This window comes from Sphingopyxis sp. DBS4, from assembly GCF_024628865.1.
Classification (GTDB): domain Bacteria; phylum Pseudomonadota; class Alphaproteobacteria; order Sphingomonadales; family Sphingomonadaceae; genus Sphingopyxis.
In genome coordinates, this window is the sequence record NZ_CP102386.1 from 175,916 (window position 1) to 195,058 (window position 19,143).

Consider the following 19,143-nt stretch of genomic DNA (forward strand, 5'->3'; position numbering starts at 1 on the left):
TCAGCTGCGCTTGCGTACAAACTCCGCGCGAAGCACCAAACCTTTGATTCCTTCATATCGGCAGTCGATTTCCTGCGGGTCATCGGTAAGTCGGATCGACTTTATCAGCGTCCCGCGCCTCAGAGTCTGGCCCGCGCCCTTGACGACCAGGTCCTTGACCAACGTGACCTGGTCGCCGTCAGCAAGCAGGTTGCCCAAGGCATCGCGGACTTCGACCCGGTCCACTGTGGCGCGCCGTTCCGCGAGTTCGGATGCGGGCATCCATTCACCGGATTCTTCATCGTAGACATATTCATCATTACTCATCGGGTTCTCCATTGCTCAGGAATGTGCGTCAGGCACGGAACAGATCGCGTTCAATCAACCAGGTGCGCATTGTCAGCAATCCAGCCACGATGGCGGCCAACGCAATGGAACGAATGTCGAACGCCATCCACGCGCCGGCGCCTGCAAGCCCGCCCATCAGGAAGGCCAGCCAAAACGATGCATGCAGGCCAAGCTGGCGATGGTTCACGCCATGTCGTCCGCCGGCCAATGCCTCCCCGAACCGGACGATCTGCGTTGAGGGCGACATGGCCTCCCGCAGGTCGGGATCGTCCTTCTCGAACAGGCAATGGGCGGCACCCATCGCCATGGCGAGGAGGATGGCCGGGACGATCGCGACATTCAACCGGAACACAAGATAGGCGCCAGTCAGGGCAACCGTGGTGCAGGCGAGCGTCACCGTGCGCCGGTAATGGCTCGTGCCGTGTGCGACCAGGGTCGCAAGCACGACACCTCCAACGAAACTGGCCACCATGCCTGCGGCAAATTGCGCGATAGCCACGCTACCCGGAAGGTTAACGCCCAGCACCGTGGTGTTGGCCTCAGGCGATGCCAGGAAAACATTACCGAAAGCCAGAAAACCAACGGCATTGATAAAGCCTGCAAGCAGCGCCAGCATGGCGGCCAGTTGCACCAGTGCGCGTTCCGCCCTGCCGATATCCAGCGAACTGCGACGTCTGCGTATCCGGCCGGGTTCGCTCATGGCTTGCCTCTCATGCCTCACCGGCCGGCCATCGCTCGATCACGAGCGCGATCCCCTGTCCGCCGCCAATGCACATGGTCACAAGCCCATAGCGGCCGCCAATGCGCTCGAGTTCATAAAGCGCCTTGATGGTGATGATGGCGCCGGTTGCGCCGACCGGGTGCCCAAGTCCAATGCCACTGCCATTGGGATTGACCTTTTCGGGTGGCAAATCGAGTAATTTGGCCACCGCGCAAGCCTGTGCGGCAAAAGCCTCGTTCGCTTCGATCACGTCGATATCGTCAAGTGACAAGCCGGCCCGCTTGAGGGCGATGGGCACGGCTTCGACCGGCCCCAGCCCCATGACCTCGGGGGCGACACCGGCATGCCCCCAACTGACCACCCGGGCGCGGGGTGTCAGTCCACAGGTCTCGGCAGTGGCGGCGGAGGCCAGCACCAGGGCCGCGCCAGCGTCGTTGATCCCGCTGGCGTTGCCCGCTGTCACGGTCCCGCCGTCCTTGCGGAAGATGGGTTGGAGCACGCCGAGCGCTTCACTGGAAACGTCGGCGCGCACATGCTCGTCGACTTCGAACATATGGGCGCCGCCCCGGCCCTTGATCTCCACGGGGACGATCTGCTCGCGAAAGCGGCCTTCCTGCTGGGCTCTTGCCGCCCGGCGATGGCTTTCGGCCGCCAGTGCGTCCTGCTCGGCCCGGGTGATGCCATGACGCTCGGCAACGTTTTCGGCAGTAACCCCCATGTGGCCTGCGCCGAAGGGATCGCTTAGTGTCGCGTTCATCGCATCGATCATCATTTCATCGCCCATCCTGCGACCCCAGCGCAGACCTTTGAGGACGTGTGGCGATTGGCTCATGCTCTCGACACCGCCGGCAACGGCGATGCTGCACTCGCCCAAGGCGATCATCTGGGCGGCAGAAACAATGGCCTGAACGCTCGATCCGCACAGACGGTTCAGGGTGAGCGCCGGGGTTCGATCAGGAATCCCCGCTGCAATCGCGGCAATCCGGGAGACATAGGCATCGCGCGGCTCGCTCTGGATAACCTGGCCAAGGACCACATGCTCCACATCGCCAGGTTCGATTCCGGCCCGCTTGATGGCTTCGGCAATGACGACGCGCCCGAGCTCCCATGGCGCGACATCCTTGAGGCTTCCCCCAAAATCGCCGATCGCGGTGCGGACACCCGACAAGATCACGACGTCGTTCAAGCATTCCTCCATTCAACAATAGGCTCGTCCGAACCGGACAAGAGCGTGCCGATCAGTGCAGTTGAGCTTCGGGGGCCTCGAGCAAGCCAACCGCCAGCGCCTGTGCACTGGCGAAGTCTGTTGCGTAGAAGACCTTGCCCGAACCGCTCCCGAGATGAACCCGCTCGAGCATCGAGCGCGGTTGCGCCTGGACGCCGGACAGCACGACTGTTGCGCCAGCGACATGCGCCTGCTCAACGAACTCCTCGAGCGCCTGAACACCGCTGGCATCGAGCAATGGAACGAGCCGCATGCGCAGAATGATGACTTTGGGGGACTGTCCGACGCGGCGCAGCGTATCAAGCAGTTCGCCCGCGACGCCGAAGAAGAACGGTCCGGTTATGCGGAATACCTCGACGCCTTGCGGCAAGGCGTCGCGCTGGTGAATGTCTTCGGAATCGAGATCGGTATCCTGTCTGCCGCTGCTGTCGACTTCGACGGTCTCGCTCATGCGGGCCATGAACAGGAGCGACGCCAGGGTCACGCCGACGCCGATCGCGACCGTGAGATCGACGAGCACTGTCAGGCCGAAGGTCAGAAGCAGGACGGCCCGGTCACTGTTGGGCATACGCAGCAAGGCGATGAACCGTTCATATTCACTCATCCCCCAGGCGACCATGAACAGGATCGCGGCAAGCGCGGCCATGGGTACGAACGCCATGAGCCTGGTGGCGAACAGGATGAACAGGAGCAGGAAGATCGCGTGCATGATCCCGGCGACCGGGGTTTTGGCCCCGGAGCGGATGTTGGTGGCGGTGCGGGCGATCGCGCCAGTTGCGGGCAGGCCGCCGAACAGAGCTGATCCGATATTGGCCACGCCCTGGCCAATCAGTTCCTGGTTTGAACGATGTCGTGTCCCGATCATGCCATCGGCGACGACGGCTGAGAGCAGGGCTTCGATGCCGGCCAGAAATGCAATGGTGAATGCCGACGGCAACACGGCATTGACCTTGGCGAGGGAAATCTCCGGGAAGGAGGGCATGGGCAGGCCGGCGGGAATATCGGGAAAACGAGAACCGATCGTATCGACCGGGAGCTTGAGCACAGCCACCGCGACCGAACTCACGACGACGGCGATCAGGAATCCGGGCAGCTTGGGTGCGAGTTTGCGCAGCGCGATGATGATTGTGAGTGCGAAGATGCCAATGCCCAGTGTGGGCCAGCTGGTGCTCGACATGGCTGCCAGATAGGCCTGCCATTTCGGGAGGAACTCGGCAGGAACCTCAGCCATCGAAAGCCCGAGGAAATCCTTCACCTGGCTCGAGGCGATGATAACGGCAATCCCCGCCGTAAACCCGGTTACGACCGGGTGAGGGATGAACTTGATCATCTGCCCGAGGCGAAACACCCCGGCCGCAATAAGGATCAGGCCGGCCAGGAGCGTCGCTATCAGCAGGCCATCATAACCGTGCCGGGCAATGACATTGAAAATGACGACAACAAAGGCCCCGGTCGGCCCGCCGATCTGAACCCGCGATCCACCAAGGGCTGAAATCAGGAACCCTGCCACCACCGCCGTGACAAGCCCCTTGTCGGGCGAAGCCCCGCTGGCGATACCCAGCGCCATGGCCAGCGGCAGCGCGACAATTGCGACCGTCAGCCCCGCGATCGCGTCAGCCCGGAAGGTGCGGGCATCATAGCCTTCGCGCAATGCCGTGATGAGCTTGGGCGTGAAGGCTGCTTTTGCGTTCACCGGACCGGTTCCCCGCTCGCCGCCTTGTCATAGAGAATCGACTGCCCCCGGCCGCCCGGCTTTCCCGATGTCGTTTCGCGCAGGCGCACCCCGCGGCCTACGCCCGTACTGGGGGCATTCTCGCCAAGCAGCTCGATGCCGGCACACTCAAGCGCGGTGATCACCTTGACCAGTGTGTCGACAACACCGCGCACCTGGCCATCAGATGATTCCATGCGCTGGATGGTCGGCAAGGACAGCCCGGCAAGTGCTGCGAGCTGGCGCTGGTCAATCCCCAGAAGGGCGCGCGCGGCCCGCATTTGCTGCGATGTGATCATGAAGGCTCCATGATGTTTAATACATCAAATATGAGTCTTATCAATTTAGAATGAGGTTGTATATATGTCTTATGCCAATCATTGGATCAGTTCCTGCGAAGGAAGGCCCCGCTGGCGACGTGAGCGGGGACCGTTCAAGCGTCAGTGGGATCAAGGCACGTTTTCGACGGCTTTCCCGCAATCCCCGAGGTTTTCGGGTCGTAATGGCCTTTCGTCACACTGATGGAGGGCTGTGCCAGGCAAAAGACCAAGCCGATCGCAGCTTCCGGGCTGCTGACCGAGATCGCGCATGTCATGGATCATGGCGGCGCCAACGCCCCGAATGCAGCATCGGGCCGGGAACGGGGTGCCCGTTGTGACTGAAGGCGCGAACCGGACGCGCCGGGCGCGCTTCGATGTGCAGGAGGATCCCGCCAAGGCGGACCCCGTGCCTGACAGCCAGTTCGCGACCGGCGTCGCCCCGCACCTTGCCCGCGTCCGGCGTCCCAAGCTCTCGCTTCGCTACGCCCCTCAAGGGCGCGCGAGCGACCATTGACGCAACCGTGTTGCTCGCACTTTTGACCTGAGAAAGACCGTTGTCCCTATGACCTCGAAGACTCTCCCGAACATCACCCTGAAACCTGGCGGCCGGCTGCATGAGAGCCTTGATACGCCGCATCTGGTTGAACTCGCCCTGAGACGGGGCGAAGGCCGGATGTCGGAACATGGCGCACTGGTCGTCGAAACCGGCAAGCACACCGGCCGCTCAGCCCAGGACAAGTTCATCGTCCGCGACGTTCTGACCAAGGACGACGTCTGGTGGGGCCCTTCGAACAAGCCGATGAACGGCGCGGCATTCGAGAGCCTGCACGCGGACTTCCTCGAGCACGTTGCCACGCTGGACGATGTATTTGTGCAGGATCTGTTCGGCGGGTCGCAAGCTGAGCACCGGGTCGGCGTTCGCATCATCACCGAGCTCGCCTGGCATTCGAGCTTCGTGCGCACCATGCTGGTGCGTCCGACCGCTGACGAGCTCAGGCACTTTAGCGCCGACTACACGATCATCGACCTGCCGAGTTTCAAGGCCGATCCCGAACGGCATGGCTGCCGTTCCGAGACCGTGATCGCCATTGATTTCATGCAGCGCCTGATCCTGATCGGCGGCACCGGTTACGCCGGCGAGATGAAGAAGGCGGTCTTCACCATCCTCAACTTTGTCCTGCCCCAGCTAGGGGTGATGCCGATGCATTGTTCGGCCAACATCGGTCCTGAAGGAGATACCGCGATCTTTTTCGGCCTGTCGGGCACGGGCAAGACCACGCTTTCGGCGGATGCGTCCCGCACCCTGATCGGCGACGATGAGCATGGCTGGTCGGATACGGCCATATTCAACTTCGAGGGCGGTTGTTACGCCAAGATGATCCGTCTGTCGGCGGAAGCCGAGCCGGAAATCCATGCGACGACGCGGCGCTTTGGCACCATCCTCGAAAACGTGGTGATGCATCCCGAGACCCGCGCGCTCGATCTCGGCGATGCGAGCCTGGCCGAGAACAGCCGGGGCGCGTACCCGATCCACTTCATTCCCAATGCGTCCCGCGACAACATGGGGCCGGTGCCCAAGAACGTGATCATGTTGACGGCCGATGCCTTCGGTGTGCTTCCTCCAATTGCGAAACTCACGCCCGAGCAGGCGATGTATCACTTCCTTTCGGGCTATACGGCCAAGGTCGCGGGAACCGAACTGGGCGTCACCGAGCCTGAAGCGACCTTCTCGACCTGTTTCGGTGCACCGTTCATGCCGCGCCATCCGAGCATCTACGGCAATCTGCTGCGCAGGCGGATCGCAGCAGGAGGCGTGGATTGCTGGCTGGTCAACACCGGCTGGACCGGGGGACAATATGGAACGGGTACGCGGATGCCGATCAAGGTTACGCGCGCACTGCTCAATGCAGCGCTTTCCGGGACGCTGAAGGACGCGCAATTCCGCACCGACCCCAACTTCGGCTTTGCAGTTCCCGTCGCTGTCGAGGGTGTGGACTCGAGCATTCTCGATCCACGTTCAACCTGGGCGGATGGTGCCGCCTATGACAGCACTGCCCGTTCCCTGGTCGACCGTTTCAAGCGCAACTTCACGCAGTTCGTCGCCCATGTCGACGAAAGCATCCGTGCAGCCGCCCCTCCCGGACTATTCGATGCCTGATCTCATCCGGTTTCCTTTTGACAAGTTACACGAGATGCCAAAGCCCATGCCCGCTCATGAACCGGGATCGGTAACCGGGAACCCTGCCTTGCCTGCCACTGGTTGGGCATCGATCCTGCGCGGCCTGCGCGGACGATGCCCCCGGTGCGGCGAGGCGCGCCTGTTCATGCGGTTCCTGAAACCGATCCCGCATTGTCCGCATTGCGGCCAGGACTGGAGGCACCAGCAAGCAGACGATTTTCCGGCTTACGTTTCGATCTTCGTGACAGGCCATCTGATGGCGCCGCTCATCATCACCCTGGTTCGTGATGCACAAATGTCTGGGCTGCCCGCGATGACTGGTCCGGTTGCATAGTTAGTTGAAGATCGCCTCCGATGCCAGCCTGGGCGGGAGGCGGAGCGCAGCGGAGCCGAGCGGCCAGGCTGGCATCTTGATCGTTTCCGGAGCCGGTGGGCGGTACCCAAGGCTGCTATGAGGCCGGACGCGATTGTAGTGCTCCCGCCACCAGCCGGTGACGCAACGGACTTCCTCGAGGCTGTAGAAGATTTCGCCGTTGAGCAGTTCGTCCCGCAGGCGGGCATTGAAGCTCTCGATATAGCCATTCTCCCACGGACTGCCGGGCTCGATATAGAGGGTCGTGACGCCAAGCCGGCCGAGCCATTCGCGCACCGCATGGGCGACGAACTCGGGGCCGTTATCGGACCTGATATACTCGGGCGGGCCATGTTCGATGAACAGATCGGCGAGCACGTCGATGACATCGTTCGAACGGAACCGCCGCAGCGGCACCATTGCCAGGCACTCGCGACTGTATTCGTCGATGATGTTGAGCATCCGGAACTTCCTTCCGTTGTGCGTCTGATCCTCGACGAAGTCATAGGACCACACATGCCCGCGATGAAACGGGCGCAGCCGGATGCACGACCCGTCACCAAGCCAGAGCCGGCGCCGCTTCGGTTGTTTCTTCGGCACCTTTAAACCCTCCCGCCGCCAGATGCGCTCGACCACCGACAGGCTGACCTGCCAGCCAGCATGTCCGAGCAGCGCATGGATACGGCGATAGCCGTAACGGCCATAATCCTTCGCCAGCACGATGATGTCGGCCGTCAGGCGCCGTTCGTCGGCATCATCCTTCGGGGGATGTCGCTGCGTCGAGCGATGCTGGCCGAGTACGCGGCAGGTCCGTCGTTCCGATACCGGCAACGCACGACGGACCTGCTCGATCGCTTCGCGGCGGCGGGAGGGGCTTAAAAAGTCAGCTTCGACGCCTCTTGCAGGATCGCCTTGTCCAACGCGAGGTCCGCGACAAGCCGCTTCAACCGCGCGTTCTCTCGCTCCAAATCCTTCATCCGCCGCGCCTGATCGACCTTCAAGCCGCCATATTCCTTGCGCCACCGATACAGCGTCTGCTCCGATATCCCGATCTGCTGCGCGACAATCAAGGTGAGAACAGCGCGACAATCTAGATGAGAATGGCGGGGGTGTGTCTGTCGGGACGAGGGGCGAAGCCCCGAGGAGCGACAGACACACCCCCGCAAGCGTCTTTTCTTTTGGAATGGCGCTTTTGGTGATCGTGACCTGCCAGGTGGCGCCTCCTTTGGAAGGGGAGATGCGGTGCCCGGGAGACATATCAACGATCATCAGGTGAGATTATATATGAAGATGAGACAGACAGTGTCGCCGCGCTCGGCGGCGGCGTGCGCGGCGTTCAGCACGGCAACGGCGTATCGGCTGGAGCGGGATGCGCAGTTGCCCTCGCAGAAGAAAGAGCCGCGCGGTCGCCGGCGCCCCGATCCGCTGGCGGATATCTTCGATAGCGAAGTTGTACCGCTGCTGGAGGCGGCGCCGGGACTCCGGGCCGTGACGGTGTTCGAAGAAATGCAGCGTCGTCATCCTGAGCTTCCCGATGGGGTGCGGCGGACGATGGAGCGTCGGGTTCGAAGCTGGCGGGCGCTGCAAGGCCCGGATCGCGACGTGATCTTCCGCCAGGTGCACGAGCCGGGTCGGATGGGGCTGTCGGATTTTACCGACATGGCCGATCTGGGCGTACACATCGCCGGGGTCGGGCTCGATCACCGGCTGTACCACTTCCGGCTCGCCTGTTCTGGCTTCGAGCATGCCCATGTGATCCTGGGCGGCGAGAGTTATGTCGCGTTGGCGGAAGGGCTGCAGAATGCCCTGTGGGCGCTGGGCGGCGCGCCGCGCGAGCATCGCAGCGACAGTCTGTCGGCGGCGTTCCGCAATCTGGATGCATCGGCGCGCGAGGATCTGACGCATAGATATGACGCGCTGTGTCGCCATTACCGGATGGAGCCGACCCGCAATAACCGCGGTGTTGCGCATGAAAATGGCGCGATCGAGAGCGCGCACGGGCATCTGAAGGCGGCGGTGCGCGACGCGCTGTTGATGCGCGGATCGGCCGACTTCAACGACCTTGCGGAATATCGCTGCTTCGTCGACGAGATCGTCGCGCGCAAGAATGCGCGGTGCGCGAAGCGGATCGACGCCGAACGGGCGGCGCTTCAGTCGCTACCGAGCATGCGCACCAGCGATTATGAAGAGGTGCTTGTCATGGTGACCTCCTCGGGCGGGTTCACGCTGCGCAAGGTGTTCTACACCGTGCCGTCGCGGCTGATCGGCCATCGACTGCGAGTGCGACTTTACGACGATCGGCTTGAGCTGTTCCTCGGCGGCACACCGCTCTTTACGCTTCCGCGCGGCCGCGCCGAGCGCAGCGGCAAACATGGCCATGTCGTCGATTATCGCCATGTCATCCATGCGCTTCGGCGCAAACCGATGGCGCTGCTGAATCTTGTCTATCGCCACCAGCTCTTCCCGCGCGAGGCCTACCGGCGCATGTTCGATCGGCTGCTGGAGCGGCTCGCCGAACGGGTCGCGTGCCGGACAATGGTCGAGCTTCTTAGCCTCGCGCATGAGCGGGCCTGCGAGGCCGAACTCGCCGCTGTGTTGGAAACCCTGCTAGCGACGCCGCAGGGTATGCCGGACATGGCAATGCTTAGGGCGCGGTTCGCGCCCGACCCCGCGGCGCTGCCCGAGGTCATCGTCGAGCTCGTCCCGCTGAGCGCCTATGAAGCGCTCCTGGCTCCTCGCGCGGAGGAAATGGCATGACCCAGGGTATTGATGTCACAAAGCTCACGCTGATGCTCAACGAGCTGCGACTGCCGACAATCAAACAGCTCTGGCCGACGTTCGCCGAGCGTTCCGACAAGGAGGGCTGGCCGGCGGCGCGGTTCCTCAGCGCGATCACCGAGCATGAGATCGCCGAACGCGGTCGCCGCCGCATGGAGCGGCATCTGGCGGAGGCGAAACTGCTGCCGGGAAAAACGCTCGATACGTTCGACTTCGACGCGGTTCCGATGATATCGAAGGCGCAGGTGATGGCGATCTGTGCCGGAGACAGCTGGCTCGAAAATGGCGCAAACCTGATCCTGTTCGGCCCGCCCGGCGGAGGAAAATCGCATCTGTCGTCGGGCATCGGGCTCGCGCTGATCGAAAAGGGTTGGCGGGTGCTGTTCGTCCGCACCTCCGACCTCGTCCAGAAACTACAGGTCGCGCGCCGCGAGCTCGCGCTCGAGAACGCGATCAATCGGCTTGATCGCTTCGACCTTCTGATCCTCGACGACCTTGCCTATGTCGCCAAGGATCAGGCTGAAACCTCGGTTCTGTTCGAGCTGATCAGCGCGCGATACGAGCGGCGTTCGCTGATGATAACCGCCAACCAGCCGTTCGGCGAATGGAACCGGGTCTTCCCCGATCCCGCAATGACGCTGGCCGCCGTCGACCGCCTCGTGCACCACGCCACCATCTTCGAGATGAATGTCGAAAGCTATCGGCGGCGCACGGCTATCGAGCGAAAACAGCAGGGGGCAGGTCGCCCCGCCAAGGTCGCCACAGCCAAAAATACCGATGTGTCGCTCCCCGACAATCAACCTGAGACATAGGTCTTGCCAGCGGCAATCAAACACACCAAAACGACCTCGTCGCGATCAGCGCTTCTCATCCTGATCGTCGCTAACTTCTCATCCAGATCGTCGCGCTACACCGATCTGCCGGCAAGCCTCGATCGCTGTCGATCCCCGCCCGACCAGCACATCCGCCTCACGCAGCTTCGCGATGATCTGTTCCGGCGTAAAACGTTGACGTCCCATAACTTTCTCCAATTCTCTCGCCACAATGGGCTCTCTCTAGAATTGGACCAGTTTTTCCAAGGCAGACCAATGGCGTCACAATGGGAAGAGGACTCTGTCTGCTCCATTGAGGGCCCTTGGCTGTGTGTCTGACAAGCGTTCCACTGGGGATATTGCTTAATTACCCGGACGGAGCACGCGCTTAGATGCGATCGACGGCCGAAGGGCGCTGCGCCTCACGGGTTTCGTCGATGTGCAATGTACCGAGCCCAAACTGCATGCCCGTACTCCACACACTGCAGGCATCGAAAACTGGACAGCATATGGCCACTGAAACCCTGAATGAGAGCGCCCTGGACGGTTTGTCCGCAACACAGGTTCGTGAGCGGCTGGATCGGGACGGGCCGAACGAACTTCCGCGGCAGAAGAAGCGCTCGCCATGGCGGATTGCGCTCGAGGTGCTTCGCGAGCCGATGTTGGCGCTGCTGCTTGCCGCAGGAATCACCTACCTCCTGCTCGGTGACAAGGGAGAGGCGTTGATCCTGCTTCTGTTCGCGTGTTTCTCGATACTGCTGACCGTCGTGCAGGAAGCCCGGACCGAGAATGTGCTGGAAGCGCTGCAGGATCTTTCGGCGCCACGTGCGCTTGTCGTGCGCGATGGCGGGACCGTGCGGGTGCCTGGCCGCGAGGTCGTTGTCGACGATATCCTCGTTCTCGATGAAGGGGACAGGATCGCGGCGGACGCGCTGGTGCTGCGTACGCAGGGTCTCGAATGCGATGAATCGCTCCTGACAGGGGAATCCGTCCCGGTGCGCAAGCGCAGCGCGCTCCAGGAGGACGCGGCCGCGTGCGAGCCCGGAGGGGATGATCTGCCATATGTTTTTGGCGGTGCGATCGTCACGCGCGGCGGCGGTCTTGCGCGCGTGATGGCCACGGGCCCGCGCAGCCGTATCGGCGAGATTGGCAGGTCGTTGTCCGGCGTCGAGACCGAAGCGCCCCGGTTGCAGCAAGAGATGGGCAGGATCGTGCGGATCTGCGCGATTGGCGGCTTCGCGGTCGCTGCTTTGGTGTTTCTTCTCTATGGGTTGATGCGCGGCGGATGGCTCGATGCATTGCTCGCCGGGATCGCGATCGGCATGTCGATGTTGCCCGAAGAGTTCCCGGTCGTCCTTGCGATTTTCATGGCCATGGGCGCCTGGCGTATCGCGCAGGTCGGCGTGCTCACCCGGAAGGCGTCGGCAATCGAGTCCATGGGTGCGGCTACGGTCCTTTGCACGGACAAGACCGGGACGCTGACCCAGAACAGGATGGTTGTAGCCGGTCTCTGGTTGGCTTCCGGCGAAACGGCCGACCTCGGGGCCGGGATGGCCAGCGACCGCTTCGACGAGCTTTTGCGATCAGGTGCGATGGCGAGCGCTCCGGTCCCCGTCGATCCGATGGAGGTGGCCTTCCACGAAGCCGCCACAGCGGCGGCCTGCCAGGATGTACGCGGGTGGACACTGGTCCATACCAACGTCCTGCGGCCTGACTTGCTGGCGATGTCGAATATCTGGGAGAGCCCCGGGAAGGAGATGATGTTCGTGGCGGCGGCCAAGGGCGCGCCCGAGGCGATTGGCCGCCTGTGCCGGCTCGATAAGGAGGGTGAGGCCCGGCTCGATGCGGCCGCCACGGCAATGGCAGAGCGCGGCATGCGCGTCCTAGGTGTAGCGACCGGACGCGTTCCGCGCGAGGCGGCGCCGAAAGATCATCTCGAGCATAGCTTTGAACTGCTTGGACTTGTCGGATTGAGGGATCCGCTTCGTCCCGGTGTCAAAGAGGCGATCACCCAATGCCAGACGGCCGGAATCCGCGTGATCATGATCACGGGCGACTATGCGGCGACAGCACAGGCGATTGGCGGGGAAGCGGGTCTCGATGCCGGTGAAACGCTCACAGGACCGATTATCAGCACCTTGAGCGATGAGGAATTGTTGGAGCGGATCAAGACCGTCTCGATCTGCGCGCGGACGATGCCCGATCAGAAATTGCGGATCGTCTCGGCGCTCAAGGCTGGCGGTGACGTCGTCGCCATGACAGGTGACGGCGTCAACGATGCGCCTGCACTGCGGGCCGCACATATTGGCGTCGCCATGGGCAAGCGAGGCACTGACGTTGCGCGGGAGGCGTCATCGATCGTGCTGGTGGAGGATGATTTTGGCGCGATCGTCTCGGCGATCCGGCTGGGGCGGCGAATCTATGACAATATCCGCAAGGCGACAGGCTTCATTTTCGCGGTTCATGTGCCGATCGCCGGGCTGGCACTGTTGCCGCTGCTCCTGGGCATGCCGATTTTGCTGGGGCCCATCCAGATCGCGCTTCTCGAGATGATCATCGACCCGGTCTGCGCTCTTGTGTTCGAAGCAGAGGCGGAAGAAGAGAATTTGATGCAGCGGCCGCCGCGTGCGCCGCAGGAGCGTTTGTTCAACCTGCCCCTGGTGGTAAGTTCGGTGTTTCAGGGCGGGCTGGCGCTTGCGGTGCTCGGTGCGATCCTCATCGCCTCGGGCCGCACATCATTGCCGGTTGAAGAACTGCGGACATTCATTTTCTTTGCTCTTGTCGCCTCGGTGATCGCCCTGATTCTGGCCCATCGATCATTCAGCGCGCGTATCAGCAAGGCGGTAGTCAGGCACAATGTGGCGTTCCGCTATGTCCTCGGGTTCATCCTTGCCGGGACGATTCTGATCTTCGGGGTCGAGCCGCTTCAGCAGCGTCTGGGTTTTGCGCCACTGGGCTGGGTCGAGGCCGGCCTGATCATATTGACAGGTGTTGCGCTGCTCGGGGCCTTCGAACTGGTCAAAGCGGTCGGCGCGCGTCTGGCGCCTGTGATCAGGCCAGCAGGTAGCCGACACTGACTTTGAAGCTGGAACTAGCTGGTATGAACGGTGTCTGGAGCAGATATGAGAACGAAGATCACGGTGAGCATAGCAAGGCTTCCTGCGCTCACGGAAGAGGCTCTGGGTGCTTCCATGCCCGGGTCTGTCGCCGAGGGCGAGGCGCTCGAGCATCGTCCAGGGTCGTTATCGCACCGATGATGAAGCGCGGTGGGACAACTTCCGCCGAACCGGTTCGGGATCGATGATGTCGGTTGAGGCAAGCAGGTAAATATCTTCTCCGTCGAAGAAGGCCTGCACGCGCTCGTCGTCGTTGTCTGGGCGAGGAATTTGGCCGAAGCGGTCCTGCCAATGCTGATCGACAAACTCCAGCAGGGCATTCCAGGCTGCGGAATCGGTATCATACAGGGCAAGGGTCTCTTGCCCATGATAGAGGATGATGAGAACCGTTGCCTGCATGCGCGCGTCCAGTCGGCTGCGCCGATCCGGCGCCTAGGGATGCCTTGCCTGCTAAGTTTGGCTCGATCCCATCCTCAATAAGTAATGTTCCCAATCTTGAATTGGGAAAAGTTCGACCTACCGCGATAGAACGCTGAAAATAGTATTCAGCATATAGTTAATATGTTGTTAGAAATTCTGATTTTATATTCATAATATTCTATGAATCGAAGCTTATCTCTCTATCCCAATGGCCCGGTGTCTGATCGGCTCGATCATCGCCGCCATGGTGGTCGAGTATGGTGCGGGATACCGGAGGATTGCGATCGGTCCGAGCCGATTGCCTGGATTTGCCCGTTGCACTAGGCTTCTCTTGTACGATGGATCCTGTGCGGTGGAGCCGAGATGGGACAGCTGACGACAGTCGAAGCGGCCAATTGGATGGCCTTGTATCTTGCGGCTGGGATCTGTTGTGCGATGGCCCTGGTGCTCTCCAGCGGGATGATCATATGCGAGCTTTATCGTGAACGGAGCTGGGCCGCGATCAACTCGGTGCGCTCGGCGCTGATGTTTGTGCCGCAGACCTGGTGGCGTTGGCAGAAGCTCTATTTGACCTCAATGCCCGTGACCCTCGCGATCGTCACCCTGTTCGCCGCGTCGATGAGTTGGAGCTAGAGGCCGAACCGGCGCAGGACGGTCAGTGCAATCCGGTCTCTCTCAAGATCGAGCGGCGAGACACAGACGAGCGGAGCGAGCTGTTCCATTCGCGGATGCGTCGCGGCCTTCGAGAGCCGGTAGGTTTCATCGTTTGAGTCCATGGCTTCGACCACGATCTGGCGGATTTCACCCGTGGATCTCGATCGGGCCTCAAGCAGGAAATCCGGCCGGCAGGGACCGATCGGGGTCAAGGTGTCGAACACGGGTTTCTCGATCGCCAGATCGATGCCATGGCGGTCAAATGTCGAGCGCAGCTTTATCAAGTCGCGAAGCACCGCGCGCTCGAATTCGGAGTCGACGGGAACGAACCGCCGGCCCGACAGGATTGGCTGGGCGTATGCGCGAAGCGGTGCATACCCATGCGCCTCGGGATATTGCCCGGCCACGATGAGGGCCAGATAGGGGCCCTTGATGGTGTTCCCGCGCACGGCAGGGGATTGCACGCGGTTGGCGATCACGACTGGATCCGAGCCCGACACCTGGATCGTCGAACCGCGGAATTGCTGAGCGAAAAGGGCCAGGAAAGCCTGTGGCGCATGGCCGCGCGGCCAACGGCGGGCGATCGCGCGCAGGCTGGCATAAACGCGCTTGCTGTGGAGAGCCTGCGCATGGGTCCAGAAGGCGCGGCCGAGTTCGATCCCTGGCGCGATTTCGACTTTTGCCGCGGCGGCGGACAGGGTCCGGAACTCATCGCTGATCGAATGGTCGGCATGATCCTCGCCAAGCGGAGGGACCCGGTTAAGACCGGAAATGTGGAGCAGGCGCCAGAGCAGACGGGCGAGACGGGGAATCGAACCCTGGCGCGTCCGGTCGTCACTGCCGTCCTCGTCGGGTTTTTGGGCGAGCTTCTCCGGTGCCGGGCGCAGCACTTCAAAGTAACCCAATGGTGGATCGGCGGCGCTTTCGTGGGTGCGGACCTCGCTGAGCCGATTGGTGGCCTGCTCGCGGAAGAAAGGACAGTCGGGATGGTGCTCGGGCCGGTCGGCGTTGGTGAGCCGACGTAGATAATAGGTTTCCGCTTCGGACAGGAAGGCGGGGGTCAGGATCGGCGGTGGTTCGCCGGGCTGCAGACAATCGCAGGCGATCCATTTCTCGCCGATGCGCGCTTGTTGAACGAGCATGATGCCGGCCGCTTCGTCATACTGCGAGCCTTGTCCGGCATACCATCGGACAAGGGCGTCGCGCACGGGTTGTGGCAGCGGAATCCTGCCTGAACCAAGGCCGTTTGTGCTGCGAGGGATCAGCCACATGTGCTGTCGGCCCATGTCCTCATCACCCGAGGCTCGCGGCGGTGGCGTGGATTGACAGAGTTGGATTTGATGCTCTCCACTTGGCCCAGTTGCGAATTGGGGAGGATTTCATGCGAGCATCTGTGATCGGTATCGCGGTTGTGGCGATAGGGTGGGGCACCGGTGGCGTGGTTGCAGAGCCGCTGCGGGCGGCGCGTAGCGTCCAGGTGATTTCGATGGGACCAATGAGTTCGCCCAAGCAGCCTTCGACGGCCGATAATGAAGCACCCCAGGCCGCTGATCATCCGGGTTCGCGGGCACTCCCCCCGGCGTTTCGTGTCCACGATCTGAGCCGGCGTTGGGTGGAGCTTCAGATGGCTGACAGTTTCAGCGCTGACCCAGAGGCGCCGATGCGCACTGATGGTGGCGATCCGTTTGCCTATGTCGGCGCGGAGCAGCCGTCGGTTCCGCGCTTTACGGCCGCTGTCCCCGCGGCAGGATCGATTTCTGTCCCGCTCTGGATGCGGGGCGGCGCCATATTCGCATCCGCTGCATCGCGTTACGTGCCGGAATGTTCTGCAGCGCCCTATCGCCCAACCGGTTTCCTGCGGTCCGACGCGGAGTTCCGCCGGGCGACCTATTACGGACTGATGAGCAATATCGCATGCGAACATGGCATCCCGGTCGGCCTGTTCGATGCAGTGATCATCCGGGAAAGCCGGTATCAGCCCAACATTTATTCGCCCAAAAATGCTTTTGGGTTGACCCAGCTGATGCCGGGAACAGCAGCGCAACTGGGGGTCGACCGCTACCATGTGGAGAGCAATCTTCGAGGCGGCGCCAAATATCTGCGGCAGCAACTCGATCGCTTTGGTCACTATCACCTTGCCCTGGCGGCCTACAACGCTGGACCTGGCCGCGTGCGGAACGGTGCCGTGCCCCGGATTCGGGAAACGCAGGATTATGTCGACAATGTGCTGTTGAACTGGTCGCGGCTGAGCGGCTTTCAGCGTCGGGCGACAATCGTGCCCCAGGCAACGGTTGGTCCGGTCACGGCGGCACGTCCTGTAGGACGATCTGCGATCGTATCGACCTTTTGAACCAGGTGGTACAAAGCGCTGTGCCTTTTTGACGCGATAGCCGCGCCTAGATTTGAAAGTCATCGCCATCTGTGATCCGCGCCCGCCGCTCGCGGATTTTCACGACTTCTTCGGCGACTCGTTTGACCACGGCTTTCTGGAGGGGCGCGCCCCAGTCGCGCTTTACCTCCGATCCGTCGATGCCATTGATCTCGTCGAGCGCCTCGATGATCTTGCGGGGCAGGCCGGCGAACATCTCGCAGAGCATCGAAATGACGGTCGCATATCGCTCCCTGTCGGGCAATTCGAGACCTTTGAAGGTCTCGATGCAGATATAGGCTTGCAGGATGTTGGTGCCGAGTGCGTGGAGAATTTTTTCAAGCTCAGGCAGAGTCATCACCGACCGCTTGTCGGGATCGCTATGAAGGAGGAGGCCAAGACGGGATTTGCTGATCCCGGTCATATGCGCCAGCCTGCGCTGCGCGGTGTCCTGCACAGCCATGGTTTGAAGGATCAGGGGTACGTAATCCCGCTGCGGCTCGTCGAGCTCGACGGCCTCCACAACTTACGCCCCCACTTTGGCAAGAGATGACATTTCGATCTCGCGTTGCCGCCTGGATCAAGGGAGACAATCATAGGCGAATCGGCAATGCAAGCGTGGTTTGAACCATGTGGGCGGGTAATCGGTTGGCTAACACACTGTGGACCAAGCCGATTAACTGGAATGACCGTTGGCGAATCCATTGTGTCCGAATGGGTCTGGGCCGTTGAGATCGAGCTTGTCCATGATCCGCGCGGCCTTCTGTTCGACCACATAATCAAACAAAAGGAGTGATAAGGCATCCGCCACAGTCAGCTTGGCGTCGAGCTGGTGACTCAGTAAATCCTTCACCTCATCAAGACTTCTTGCGCTCGTTCGGGAAATATCGAGACGAATTCGAATGGTCCCATCCGATGGAATTGAAGTAAGATGTTCCTTGAGAGTGCGGGTGTCGTGGCTCCCGATCTTTTCGGTGCGAGAACTTCTATGATCGATTAGCTTCGAAAGCGTCTGATGATGCAGGGTTTCGTTTGAATGCAGGCGGATGCCTTCGGTTGTCAGCCGGAACAGGGATTCGGAGATATCGATGGTGATGTCTCGTGAGTCTGCGGCGCCCATAGTGCCCACGTCCTGAAGTTGCGATCCATAAGAAGCCCGATCTACGCGTCTGGCTTACGGCAGCGATTATGAACCGAGAATGGTTAATTTCCGATAGTCCTGTTGCCGAATCTACCGCGATTGCCGCTTGCCCGCAAATGCGGGGCAAGCCGCCCCGCAATCACGGGCATCTTGCCCCGTTTTGACGGGCAGCCCGCCCCGAATGTCGGGGCATCGTGCCCCGTGGCCATGCTTAAAAAGCCGAGAATCGCAAAATGATGGCCAAATCGAGGGGGCCTCCTCGGGCCGCCCGTTGCGACCACAGAGGCATCTGACCACCCTTTCACTTGGGCGCGGATCCGTCGCGTCTCCATGTGAAGGAAACCCAACATGCAGTCAGTTCTGAAAAAGAGCGGGCGCACGGAGCGGGCGATCGTCGCCATCGCCCTCCTCCTGTTCGCTGGTCTCTGGTTCGCGGGGCCAGCATTTGCCGGCGCCGACACCACCTTCGATACAGCACTTACCAAGTTCACCGATTTTCTCGAAGGGTCGGGTGGCAAGATCATCACCGTGCTCAGCCTTGCCGGCGGCATCGTCGCGCTGGCTTCGGGCCGCTTCTCCATGGGGCAGATCGCAATTCCCGTCGGTGTCGGTGTCGGTGCCGGAACCGGCATTCCGATCGTGACGTCGACCGTGACGGCGACGATCTGAGCGTTCCTGCGGTCGGACGAGGTAGCAGCTTCGGCCGATCCAAGGAGAGGGTGGTGCAATGGCGGCGGACAAGTACGTCATCCCGACTCATCTGGATGATCCCGAGCTGATCGGGCTGTGGACCCTGGATGAGTTCCTGGCGATGGTCATCCCCTTCGTCTGGGGGATCCTGTCTCAGCATATCCTCATTGGCATGGTGCTTTCGGGTGCAGGCTGGTGGGGTCTCAGAAAAGCCAAGGCAGGCCGGGCTGCATCGTGGCTTCTCCATCTGGCCTATTGGTATCTCCCGGCCGGCTTCACCGGCCTGAGAGGCACACCACCCTCATACCTTCGACTGATGGCGGGGTGAT

The 19,143-nt window shown here is 61.7% G+C and carries 19 protein-coding genes and 1 pseudogene; 10 read left to right on the forward strand and 10 right to left on the reverse strand.

What is annotated here, in order from left to right:
• From NP825_RS22555 to NP825_RS22575, 5 genes are read right to left on the reverse strand one after another with little or no spacing between them, the layout of a single operon-like run.
• Window positions 1–306 (reverse strand): alkylphosphonate utilization protein, encoded by a 306-nt coding sequence (locus tag NP825_RS22555; RefSeq protein ID WP_015460544.1) that lies wholly within the window; start codon window positions 304–306, stop codon window positions 1–3.
• Between the two features lie 28 nt (window positions 307–334).
• Window positions 335–1,027, reverse strand: coding sequence for a YoaK family protein (locus tag NP825_RS22560; protein ID WP_015460543.1), 693 nt, complete (start codon window positions 1,025–1,027; stop codon window positions 335–337).
• 10 nt (window positions 1,028–1,037) lie between these two features.
• Window positions 1,038–2,234 (reverse strand): beta-ketothiolase BktB, encoded by a 1,197-nt coding sequence (bktB, locus tag NP825_RS22565; protein ID WP_015460542.1) that lies wholly within the window; start codon window positions 2,232–2,234, stop codon window positions 1,038–1,040.
• Between the two features lie 52 nt (window positions 2,235–2,286).
• Window positions 2,287–3,966, reverse strand: a complete 1,680-nt coding sequence (locus NP825_RS22570; RefSeq protein WP_015460541.1) for a SulP family inorganic anion transporter — start codon at window positions 3,964–3,966, stop codon at window positions 2,287–2,289.
• The gene (locus NP825_RS22575) at window positions 3,963–4,283 is read right to left on the reverse strand and encodes a helix-turn-helix domain-containing protein (RefSeq protein ID WP_015460540.1); all 321 of its coding nucleotides are present in this window, start codon (window positions 4,281–4,283) and stop codon (window positions 3,963–3,965) included. The genes NP825_RS22570 and NP825_RS22575 overlap by 4 nt, the downstream gene beginning before the upstream one ends.
• Window positions 4,284–4,638: 355 nt before the next feature.
• On the opposite strand from NP825_RS22575, the gene NP825_RS22580 reads away from it, so the two are divergent.
• The 3 genes from NP825_RS22580 to NP825_RS22590 are packed head-to-tail and all read left to right on the forward strand — an operon-like array spanning window position 4,639 to window position 6,817.
• On the forward strand, window positions 4,639–4,818 hold the full coding sequence (locus NP825_RS22580) for a hypothetical protein (protein WP_144062198.1): 180 nt from the start codon (window positions 4,639–4,641) through the stop codon (window positions 4,816–4,818).
• Between the two features lie 27 nt (window positions 4,819–4,845).
• Window positions 4,846–6,462, forward strand: coding sequence for a phosphoenolpyruvate carboxykinase (locus tag NP825_RS22585; protein ID WP_374046587.1), 1,617 nt, complete (start codon window positions 4,846–4,848; stop codon window positions 6,460–6,462).
• The gene (locus NP825_RS22590) at window positions 6,455–6,817 is read left to right on the forward strand and encodes a DUF983 domain-containing protein (RefSeq protein WP_236626955.1); all 363 of its coding nucleotides are present in this window, start codon (window positions 6,455–6,457) and stop codon (window positions 6,815–6,817) included. The genes NP825_RS22585 and NP825_RS22590 overlap by 8 nt, the downstream gene beginning before the upstream one ends.
• Here NP825_RS22590 and NP825_RS22595 read toward each other — a convergent pair.
• Window positions 6,818–7,887: pseudogene (locus tag NP825_RS22595) on the reverse strand (IS3 family transposase); the annotation flags it as partial. It abuts the gene before it with no gap.
• Between the two features lie 232 nt (window positions 7,888–8,119).
• Here NP825_RS22595 and istA point away from each other — a divergent pair.
• From istA to NP825_RS22610, 3 genes are all read left to right on the forward strand, one after another.
• Window positions 8,120–9,592, forward strand: coding sequence for an IS21 family transposase (istA, locus tag NP825_RS22600; protein ID WP_257550910.1), 1,473 nt, complete (start codon window positions 8,120–8,122; stop codon window positions 9,590–9,592).
• Window positions 9,589–10,425 carry an IS21-like element helper ATPase IstB gene (gene istB, locus NP825_RS22605; RefSeq protein ID WP_019052403.1) on the forward strand — a complete coding sequence of 279 codons (837 nt, stop codon included), beginning with the start codon at window positions 9,589–9,591 and terminating at the stop codon, window positions 10,423–10,425. Before istA ends, istB begins: the two co-directional genes overlap by 4 nt.
• A gap of 509 nt (window positions 10,426–10,934) precedes the next feature.
• On the forward strand, window positions 10,935–13,502 hold the full coding sequence (locus tag NP825_RS22610) for a cation-translocating P-type ATPase (RefSeq protein ID WP_015460535.1): 2,568 nt from the start codon (window positions 10,935–10,937) through the stop codon (window positions 13,500–13,502).
• A gap of 165 nt (window positions 13,503–13,667) precedes the next feature.
• On the opposite strand, the gene NP825_RS22615 is transcribed toward NP825_RS22610, so the two are convergent.
• On the reverse strand, window positions 13,668–13,940 hold the full coding sequence (locus NP825_RS22615; protein ID WP_015460534.1) for a hypothetical protein: 273 nt from the start codon (window positions 13,938–13,940) through the stop codon (window positions 13,668–13,670).
• A gap of 384 nt (window positions 13,941–14,324) precedes the next feature.
• Here NP825_RS22615 and NP825_RS22620 point away from each other — a divergent pair, with 384 nt between their 5' ends.
• Complete coding sequence (locus NP825_RS22620) at window positions 14,325–14,594, forward strand: hypothetical protein (RefSeq protein ID WP_015460529.1); 270 nt, start codon at window positions 14,325–14,327, stop codon at window positions 14,592–14,594.
• On the opposite strand, the gene NP825_RS22625 is transcribed toward NP825_RS22620, so the two are convergent.
• Window positions 14,591–15,886, reverse strand: a complete 1,296-nt coding sequence (locus NP825_RS22625) for a hypothetical protein (RefSeq protein ID WP_257551849.1) — start codon at window positions 15,884–15,886, stop codon at window positions 14,591–14,593. The genes NP825_RS22620 and NP825_RS22625 overlap by 4 nt on opposite strands.
• 353 nt (window positions 15,887–16,239) lie before the next feature.
• Between NP825_RS22625 and NP825_RS22630 the strand changes: the two genes are divergently transcribed.
• Window positions 16,240–16,965 (forward strand): lytic transglycosylase domain-containing protein, encoded by a 726-nt coding sequence (locus NP825_RS22630; protein WP_306999213.1) that lies wholly within the window; start codon window positions 16,240–16,242, stop codon window positions 16,963–16,965.
• A gap of 46 nt (window positions 16,966–17,011) precedes the next feature.
• Here the strand turns inward: NP825_RS22630 and NP825_RS22635 are convergent, their stop codons facing one another.
• Both NP825_RS22635 and NP825_RS22640 read right to left on the reverse strand, forming a co-directional pair.
• Window positions 17,012–17,506 (reverse strand): hypothetical protein, encoded by a 495-nt coding sequence (locus tag NP825_RS22635; RefSeq protein WP_015460525.1) that lies wholly within the window; start codon window positions 17,504–17,506, stop codon window positions 17,012–17,014.
• A 153-nt stretch (window positions 17,507–17,659) separates the two neighbouring features.
• Window positions 17,660–18,103, reverse strand: a complete 444-nt coding sequence (locus NP825_RS22640; protein ID WP_236626954.1) for a hypothetical protein — start codon at window positions 18,101–18,103, stop codon at window positions 17,660–17,662.
• 369 nt (window positions 18,104–18,472) lie between these two features.
• On the opposite strand from NP825_RS22640, the gene NP825_RS22645 reads away from it, so the two are divergent.
• Both NP825_RS22645 and traL read left to right on the forward strand, forming a co-directional pair.
• Entirely contained in the window at window positions 18,473–18,793 is a 321-nt protein-coding gene (locus NP825_RS22645) for a TrbC/VirB2 family protein (protein ID WP_015460524.1), read from the forward strand.
• Between the two features lie 58 nt (window positions 18,794–18,851).
• The gene (gene traL, locus NP825_RS22650) at window positions 18,852–19,142 is read left to right on the forward strand and encodes a type IV conjugative transfer system protein TraL (protein WP_015460523.1); all 291 of its coding nucleotides are present in this window, start codon (window positions 18,852–18,854) and stop codon (window positions 19,140–19,142) included.
• Window position 19,143 lies beyond the last annotated feature (1 nt).

What these genes read in the sequence shown, in the direction of transcription:
- NP825_RS22555 (WP_015460544.1), bottom strand. Translation starts at nt 306, where the DNA reads ATGAGTAATGATGAATATGTCTACGATGAAGAATCCGGTGAATGGATG.
- NP825_RS22560 (WP_015460543.1), bottom strand. Translation starts at nt 1,027, where the DNA reads ATGAGCGAACCCGGCCGGATACGCAGACGTCGCAGTTCGCTGGATATC.
- NP825_RS22575 (WP_015460540.1), bottom strand. Translation starts at nt 4,283, where the DNA reads ATGATCACATCGCAGCAAATGCGGGCCGCGCGCGCCCTTCTGGGGATT.
- NP825_RS22590 (WP_236626955.1), top strand. Translation starts at nt 6,455, where the DNA reads ATGCCTGATCTCATCCGGTTTCCTTTTGACAAGTTACACGAGATGCCA.
- istA (WP_257550910.1), top strand. Translation starts at nt 8,120, where the DNA reads ATGAAGATGAGACAGACAGTGTCGCCGCGCTCGGCGGCGGCGTGCGCG.
- istB (WP_019052403.1), top strand. Translation starts at nt 9,589, where the DNA reads ATGACCCAGGGTATTGATGTCACAAAGCTCACGCTGATGCTCAACGAG.
- NP825_RS22610 (WP_015460535.1), top strand. Translation starts at nt 10,935, where the DNA reads ATGGCCACTGAAACCCTGAATGAGAGCGCCCTGGACGGTTTGTCCGCA.
- NP825_RS22615 (WP_015460534.1), bottom strand. Translation starts at nt 13,940, where the DNA reads ATGCAGGCAACGGTTCTCATCATCCTCTATCATGGGCAAGAGACCCTT.
- NP825_RS22620 (WP_015460529.1), top strand. Translation starts at nt 14,325, where the DNA reads ATGGGACAGCTGACGACAGTCGAAGCGGCCAATTGGATGGCCTTGTAT.
- NP825_RS22625 (WP_257551849.1), bottom strand. Translation starts at nt 15,886, where the DNA reads ATGTGGCTGATCCCTCGCAGCACAAACGGCCTTGGTTCAGGCAGGATT.
- NP825_RS22630 (WP_306999213.1), top strand. Translation starts at nt 16,240, where the DNA reads ATGGCTGACAGTTTCAGCGCTGACCCAGAGGCGCCGATGCGCACTGAT.
- NP825_RS22640 (WP_236626954.1), bottom strand. Translation starts at nt 18,103, where the DNA reads ATGGGCGCCGCAGACTCACGAGACATCACCATCGATATCTCCGAATCC.
- NP825_RS22645 (WP_015460524.1), top strand. Translation starts at nt 18,473, where the DNA reads ATGCAGTCAGTTCTGAAAAAGAGCGGGCGCACGGAGCGGGCGATCGTC.
- traL (WP_015460523.1), top strand. Translation starts at nt 18,852, where the DNA reads ATGGCGGCGGACAAGTACGTCATCCCGACTCATCTGGATGATCCCGAG.